The organism is Nocardioides sp. (assembly GCF_036401255.1).
GTDB lineage: Bacteria > Actinomycetota > Actinomycetes > Propionibacteriales > Nocardioidaceae > Nocardioides.
On the sequence record NZ_DASWVI010000101.1, the window covers coordinates 1 to 6,856 of the forward strand.

Annotated in this window: 8 protein-coding genes; 4 read left to right on the forward strand and 4 right to left on the reverse strand. The window is 73.5% G+C overall.

What is annotated here, in order from left to right; genetic code table 11:
* On the forward strand, positions 1–1,095 hold a 1,095-nt coding region (locus VGD85_RS04760), incomplete at its 5' end, for an AMP-binding protein (RefSeq protein WP_331062296.1).
* 97 nt (positions 1,096–1,192) lie between these two features.
* On the opposite strand, the gene VGD85_RS04765 is transcribed toward VGD85_RS04760, so the two are convergent.
* The 4 genes from VGD85_RS04765 to VGD85_RS04780 all read right to left on the reverse strand — a co-directional run bounded on the left by VGD85_RS04765 (position 1,193) and on the right by VGD85_RS04780 (position 4,556).
* Positions 1,193–1,729, reverse strand: coding sequence for a NifU family protein (locus VGD85_RS04765; RefSeq protein WP_331062297.1), 537 nt, complete (start codon positions 1,727–1,729; stop codon positions 1,193–1,195).
* Positions 1,726–3,606, reverse strand: a complete 1,881-nt coding sequence (gene feoB, locus VGD85_RS04770) for a ferrous iron transporter B (protein WP_331062303.1) — start codon at positions 3,604–3,606, stop codon at positions 1,726–1,728. Before feoB ends, VGD85_RS04765 begins: the two co-directional genes overlap by 4 nt.
* A gap of 65 nt (positions 3,607–3,671) precedes the next feature.
* Positions 3,672–4,040 carry a FeoA family protein gene (locus VGD85_RS04775; protein ID WP_331062298.1) on the reverse strand — a complete coding sequence of 123 codons (369 nt, stop codon included), beginning with the start codon at positions 4,038–4,040 and terminating at the stop codon, positions 3,672–3,674.
* 195 nt (positions 4,041–4,235) lie between these two features.
* Positions 4,236–4,556, reverse strand: coding sequence for an antibiotic biosynthesis monooxygenase (locus tag VGD85_RS04780; RefSeq protein ID WP_331062299.1), 321 nt, complete (start codon positions 4,554–4,556; stop codon positions 4,236–4,238).
* Positions 4,557–4,594: 38 nt separating this feature from the next.
* Here VGD85_RS04780 and VGD85_RS04785 point away from each other — a divergent pair, with 38 nt between their 5' ends.
* From VGD85_RS04785 to VGD85_RS04795, 3 genes are all read left to right on the forward strand, one after another.
* A complete protein-coding gene (locus VGD85_RS04785; RefSeq protein WP_331062300.1) occupies positions 4,595–5,713 on the forward strand; it encodes a Nif3-like dinuclear metal center hexameric protein in 1,119 nt (372 codons plus the stop codon).
* Between the two features lie 49 nt (positions 5,714–5,762).
* Positions 5,763–6,476, forward strand: coding sequence for a zinc ribbon domain-containing protein (locus VGD85_RS23200; protein ID WP_422656619.1), 714 nt, complete (start codon positions 5,763–5,765; stop codon positions 6,474–6,476).
* On the forward strand, positions 6,473–6,856 hold a 384-nt coding region (locus VGD85_RS04795; RefSeq protein WP_331062302.1), incomplete at its 3' end, for a reverse transcriptase-like protein. The genes VGD85_RS23200 and VGD85_RS04795, both read left to right, overlap by 4 nt.

Below are 6,856 nucleotides of genomic sequence, written 5' to 3' on the forward strand. Positions count from 1 at the left end.
TGGGAGCCGGACGAGAACGCGACCGCCTGCATCAACTACACCTCGGGCACCACCGCCCGTCCCAAGGGCGTCCAGATCACCCACCGCAACATCTGGGTCAACGCGGTCACGTTCGCGATGCACGCCGCGGTGACCGACCGCGACGTCTACCTGCACACCCTGCCGATGTTCCACGCCAACGGCTGGGGGATGCCGTTCGCGATGACCGGGCTGGGCGTCCAGCAGGTCGTGATCCGCAAGATCGACGGGGCGGAGATCCTGCGCCGGGTGCGCGACCACGGCGTCACCGTGATGTGCGCGGCACCCGCCGTCGCGGCTGCCGTCCTCGACGCGGCGCAGACCTGGGAGGGCGAGATCCCGGGCCGCGACCGGGTGCGGATCATCATGGCCGGGGCGCCGCCGCCGACCAAGACCGTGATCCGGGTGCAGGAGGAGCTCGGCTGGGAGTTCATCCAGATCTACGGCCTCACCGAGACCTCGCCGCTGCTCACGATCAACCGCACCCGGCAGGAGTGGGACGACCTGCCCGCCGAGGAGCGGGCCGTCCTGCTCACCCGGGCGGGTGCCCCCGCGCTCGGCGTGCGCCTCGCGATCTCCGAGCACGAGGAGACCACGGGCGAGGTGCTGGCCCGGTCGAACGTCGTGCTCGACGGCTACTGGGAGCAGCCGGAGGAGACCGAGCGGGCGCTCGCGGGCGGCTGGTTCCACACCGGCGACGGCGGCGTGCTCGGCGACGACGGCTACCTGACGATCAGCGACCGCAAGAAGGACGTGATCATCACCGGCGGCGAGAACGTGTCCTCGATCGAGGTCGAGGACGTGCTGTTCTCACACCCGGCGGTCTCGGAGGTCGCGGTGATCGGCGTGCCCAGCGACAAGTGGGGCGAGACGATCAAGGCCCTCGTCGTGCTGGCCGACGGCGCCTCGGCGACCGAGGAGGAGCTGATCGCCTGGTGCAAGCAGAAGGCGGCCGGCTACAAGGCGCCGACGTCGGTGGAGTTCCGCGACGAGCTGGCCCGCACGGCCACCGGCAAGCTGCAGAAGTTCAAGCTGCGCGCGCCGTACTGGGAGGGCCGCGACCGCCAGGTCAACTAGCTGGCCAGGGCCACGTGCGTCCACCCCTGCGCGTACTACCTACATGTGTAGGTAATACGCGAGGGCCGGGCCGAATGCGTGCCCCGGCGTCGCCTGACTATCGACGTGGACCAGCGGCTCGGACGTCCACGAGCGCGGGGCACTCCTCGCGGAGCCGGCGTTCGAAGCGCGCACGCAGCGTGAGCTCGGACGCGGGGCAGCCCTGGCAGGCGCCGCGCATCTGCACGGTCACGACGCCGTGCCGGACGCCGACGAGCTCGATGGCGCCACCGTGCGAGCGCACGTAGTCGCCGACGTCACCGGCGAGGAGCCGGCGTACGGCGGCCGCCAGTTCGCGGTCGTCCGGGTGATCGCCGGCCTCGGTGCGCCAGCGGCCGGGCTCGGCGACCGCGGCGGCGACGGCCCGGCGTACCTGCGTGCCGCAGCGAGACCAGTCGGCAGCCGCCGGGGCGCGGGTGACGACGCACCCGGGCAGCACGCGCACCTCGGTCAGGGTGCCGTCGACGAGCAGGGCCGCCAGCTCCTGCGGCAGCGCGACGGCGGTGCCGGGTGGCGGCAGGGGAGCCTCGGGGACGACCCAGCGCACCTCCTCGGGGACGGTCCCGGCCTCGGGATGGAGCGCCACGGCGGTCATGCGAGCGCTCCCACCACGGTGTGCGCGAGGAAGGCCATCGCCCAGGCCACCGCGAAGTAGGCGCCGAACACCGTCAACGGCCAGCGCCAGCCGCCGGTCTCGCGGCGCAGCGTCGCGATCGTCGCCATGCACTGCAGCGCGTAGACGAAGAAGACCAGCAGCGCGGCCAACGTGGCGGAGGTGAACACCTTCTCGCCGGCGCGAGGGCCCTCGTCGAACGTGGTGTCCCGCATCGCCCGAGCCGGGTCGTCGGGGTTGCCGGCGGCCGTGATCTGGCCCATCGTCGCCACGAACGTCTCGCGCGCCGCAAGCGAGGAGATCACCGCGACGTTGGTGCGCCAGTCGAACCCGAGCGGGTCGAACACCGGGGCGGCCGCCCGGCCGATGCCGGCGGCCACGCTGTGCTCCATCGTGTACGCCGCGACCGCCGTGCCGTCGTCCGGGTCGACGCCGTCGGCGCGCAGCTCGGCGGCGGACTGCACGGGCAGGTTCAGCAGCGCCCACAGCACGATCGTGGAGACCACGATCACCGTGCCCATCTTGTGCAGGAAGCCTTTGACCGGCAGCCAGACCGCGACGACGACCGAGCGCAACGCCGGCATCCGGTAGGGCGGCATCTCCATCGTGAACGGCATCAGCACGTGCCGGCCGCCGCCGAGGAGCGTCGCGACCCGGGCGGCGACCATCATCGAGACCGCCCCGAGCACGTAGAGCCCGAACATCGTGGTGCCGCGCGCGCTGACCCCACCCCACGCGGCGTCCGCGGGGATCAGCATCGAGATCAGCAGGGTGTAGACCGGCAGTCGTGCCGAGCACGTGACCAGCGGCACCGAGAGCATCGTCGCCAGACGCTCGCGCGCCGACGGCATCGTGCGGGTCGCCATGATGCCCGGGATCGCACAGGCGAACGACGACAGCAGCGCGACGAACGCGCGGCCCTCCAGGCCCGCCATCGCCATCACCCGGTCCATGAGGAACGCCGCGCGGGAGAGGTAGCCGACCTGCTCGAGCGCCGCGATCAGCACGAACAGCAGCGCGATCTGCGGCACGAACACCAGCACACCGCCGACACCGCCGAGCAGGCCGTCGGAGACCAGCCGGACGGGCGCGGAGTCGCCGAAGGTGTCACGCACCGTCGTCGCCAGCGTCTCCATGCCGGTGCCGATCGCGTCCTGGGCGGGCGCGGCGAGCGCGAAGATCGTCTGGAAGAACCCGAACATCACCGCGAAGAACACCGCCACGCCCAGCACCGGGTGCAGTAGCACGCGGTCGATGCGGGCGGTCACCGGGCTCTCGTGGGCCGAGCGGTACGCCGAGGCGGCGAGCACCGAGGCGATCCAGGCGGTGCACTCCTCGGGCTCGGTCGGGGGCGCGACGACCGGCGCGGGCCACGACGGCCGGTCGGCCAGCAGGTCGACGAGGTCGGCGGCGCCGGAGCGCTTGCGGCCGTCGGCGACCACCAGCGGTACGCCGAGCGCGCGGGTCAACCGGTTGAGGTCGACGTACCCACCTCGCGCGACCAGCTCGTCGTGCATGGTGAGCACGAGCGCGGTCGGCCGGCCGAGGGTCAGCACCCCGGCGAGCAGCCGCAGCGAGCCGCGCAGGGTGGTGGCGTCGGCGACCACGACGACCGCGTCGGGCTCGCCGACGCCGTCGAGGCGGCCGTGCAGGAAGTCGACGACGATCCGCTCGTCGATGCTGATCGGCTCGAGGCTGTAGGTGCCGGGCAGGTCCTCGACCTCGACGGCGGTGCCGTCGGGGAGGGCGCAGGTGCCCTGGGCGCGTCCGACGGTGACGCCGGGGTAGTTGCCGGTCTTGACCCGCAGACCCGTCAGCGCGTTGAAGATCGTGGACTTGCCGGCGTTGGGCGCGCCCACGAGCGCGACCAGCGGCCGCGCGTGGTCGACGGCCGTGCCCGCCGGCTCCGGGGAGCAGTGAGAGCTCATCGGACGCCCAGGGCGAGACCCGCGGCCTCCTGGACGGTGGTCTCACCGGTCGTCTCACCGGGCAGCTCACCGGGCAGCTCACCGGGCAGCTCACCGGTCGTCTCACCGGGCAGCTCGCCGGGCAGCTCGGCGGTCACGAGCACGTGGCGCGCCTGGGCGGCGCGCAGGCACATCGAGGTGTCGGCGAACCGGTACAGCGTGGGGTCGCGCAGCGGGGCCCGCCGGACGACGGTCACCGGGGTGCCCGGCACCAGGCCGAGGTCGACCAGTCGCCGGGCCACGTGCGGCTCGACGTCGGCGGTCGTCCCGACCACCATCGCGCGCGCACCCGCCGGCAGCTCCACCAGCGACCGTGTCCCAGCCACACCCACTCCTCGACAACGAAGGTAAGGCTCAACTTACTTGGGCCTGATCCGTGTCAAACAGGGACTTAGGTCCCGTCCCCTCGGAAGCGCCGCGTCGTCAGCTGTAACGCCCGTTTACCCCCTCTTCCGACCCCGCTGCAACGCCCGGGGAACATCGGGTAACACGGCGTTACAGCGAAGGGCGGCGGCCGACGGTCAGGCCGAGGCGGGCGGGACGTCCAGCACGACCTCGAACTCCAGCAGGTCGGCGCCGCTGGCGACCGGGTCGCGGCGCTCACCCGGGGGCCGGGCGTGGGCGGCGCGGGCGTCGCCGTCGCGCCAGGCCTCGAACGACGCGTCGTCCTCCCACTGGGTGAGGACGAAGTAGCGGTCCTCGCCGGCCACCGGCCGCAGCAGCTGGAAGCCCAGGAACCCGGGCGTGCGCTCGACGGTGTGCGCGCGAGCGGCGAAGCGCCGCTCGAGTTCCTCGTGCGCCTGCTGGGGGACGGAGATGGCGTTGATCTTCACGACCGGCATGCGTCGAGCGTAGGCGCGGGCCCCACTAGCCTGGCGCCATGCCCGCACTCGAGGACGTCGTCGACCTGCTGCACGGGTGGTACCCGCCCGCCACCGCGGACTCCTGGGACGCGGTGGGGCTCGTGTACGGCGACCCCGCGGCGCCGGTGCGCCGGGTGCTCTTCGCCGTCGACCCGGTGCTCCCGGTGGCGCAGGAGGCCGGCGAGTGGGGCGCCGACCTGCTCGTCACCCACCACCCGCTCTTCCTCAAGGCGGTCCACGGGTTCGCGGCCACCACGCCCAAGGGCCGCACGCTGATGGCGCTGGCCGGCGCCGGGTGCGCCCTCTTGGCCGCCCACACCAACGCCGACCAGGCCGTCGGCGGCGTCTCCGAGGCGATGGCCCGCACGCTGGGGCTCGCCGACGCCGAGCCGATCGTGCGCGCGCCCGCGGACCCGCTGGACAAGCTGACCGTCTTCGTCCCCGCCGCGGACGCCGAGCGGCTGCGCGAGGTGCTCGCCGAGGCCGGCGCCGGCCGGATCGGCGACTACGACCACGCCTCGTTCTCGACTCCGGGGGAGGGCCGGTTCCGGCCGCTCGCGGGCGCGAGCCCCACGATCGGCACCGTCGGCGCGGTCGAGACCGTCGACGAGGTCCGGGTCGAGGTCGTGCTGCCCCGCCACCGGCGCACGCCCGTGGTGCGGGCGATGCTCGCGGCCCACCCGTACGAGGAGCCGGCGTACGACGTCGTCGAGCTGGCCGACCCCGGCCTGGTCACCACCGGCACCGGCCGGATCGGCACGGTGCCGGAGACGACCCTCGGCGAGTTCGCCGCTCACGTGGCGGCCGTGCTGCCCGCCACCGCCCAGGGGGTGAAGGTCGCGGGCGACGCCGACCGACCGGTGCGCCGGGTGGCGCTGTGCGGTGGCGCCGGCGACTTCCTGCTCGACACCGTGGCCCGCACGGACGCGGACGTCTACGTGACCAGCGACCTGCGCCACCACCCCGCGAGCGAGTTCGTCGAGCGCGACGGGCCCGCGCTCCTCGACGTCGCGCACTGGGCGGCGGAGTGGACGTGGCTCCCGGTGGTGGAGGCGCGGCTGCGGGAGAGCCTGGGCGATACGGTGGAGACCCGGGTGAGCACCATCCGGACCGACCCCTGGCAGTTCCGTATCTGATCCACCCGAGGAGCCCCCGCTGAAAGCCGACCCCTCCGCCCAACTGAAGCTGCTCGACGTCCAGGCGCTCGACGCCCGGGCCGACCTGCTGCGCCACCAGCGGGCGAGCCTCCCCGAGCTCGCGGAGATCGCGTCGGTCCGTGCCGGCCGCACCGAGCTCGACAACCGCGCCCGCGACGCCCGGATCGCCGTCGACGACCTGACCCTCGAGCAGGAGAAGGTCGACTCGGACGTCGAGGCCGTCAAGACCCGGCGCCGCCGCGACCGCGACCGCATCGACCAGGGCCTGATCACCAACCCCAAGGACCTCGAGCGGATGCAGCACGAGCTCGAGTCGCTCGAGCGCCGCATCGCCAGCCTCGAGGACGAGGAGCTGGAGGTGATGGCCCGGCTCGAGGACGCCCAGCGCGACCTCGACACGCTGCAGGCCCAGGTCGCCGAGGCCGACCAGCGGCTCGCCGAGCTCGCCGCGTCCCGAGACGAGCGGATGGCGGCCATCGACGCCGAGCTCGAGACCGTGCTCGCCGGGCGTGAGCCGGCCGTCGCCGACATGCCCGCCGACCTGCTGGCGCTCTACGACCGGCTGCGCGAGCAGAAGGGCGGCGTCGGCGCGGCCGAGCTGCGCCAACGCCGCTGCACCGGCTGCCAGCTCGGCATCGACAATGCCGAGATCGCCGTGATCAAGGCCGCGCCCGCCGACGAGGTGGTCCGCTGCGAGGAGTGCCAGCGGATCCTGGTGCGCACCCCCGAGTCCGGGCTGTGACCCGCAGCGTCGTCGTCGAGGCCGACGGCGGCTCGCGGGGCAACCCGGGACCGGCGGCGTACGGCGCCGTCCTGCGCGACGCCGAGACCGGTGCGGTGATCGCCGAGGAGGGGACCGCGATCGGGGTGGCCTCCAACAACGTCGCGGAGTACTCCGGGCTGATCGCCGGGCTGCGGCTCGCCGCCCGGTTCGCCCCGGACGCCGACATCGAGGTCCGGATGGACTCCAAGCTCGTCGTGGAGCAGATGTCGGGGCGCTGGAAGATCAAGCACCCCGACATGCGTCCGCTGGCCGCCGAGGCGAGCGGGCTGGCGCCGTTCGGCACGACGTACACCTGGGTGCCACGCGAGCAGAACCGGCACGCCGACCGCCTCGCCAAC

Bases quoted from the DNA above. Each gene is read 5' to 3' on its own strand.
- VGD85_RS04785 (WP_331062300.1), top strand. From the start codon at position 4,595: ATGCCCGCACTCGAGGACGTCGTCGACCTGCTGCACGGGTGGTACCCG.
- VGD85_RS04765 (WP_331062297.1), bottom strand. From the start codon at position 1,729: ATGACCGCCGTGGCGCTCCATCCCGAGGCCGGGACCGTCCCCGAGGAG.
- VGD85_RS04780 (WP_331062299.1), bottom strand. From the start codon at position 4,556: ATGCCGGTCGTGAAGATCAACGCCATCTCCGTCCCCCAGCAGGCGCAC.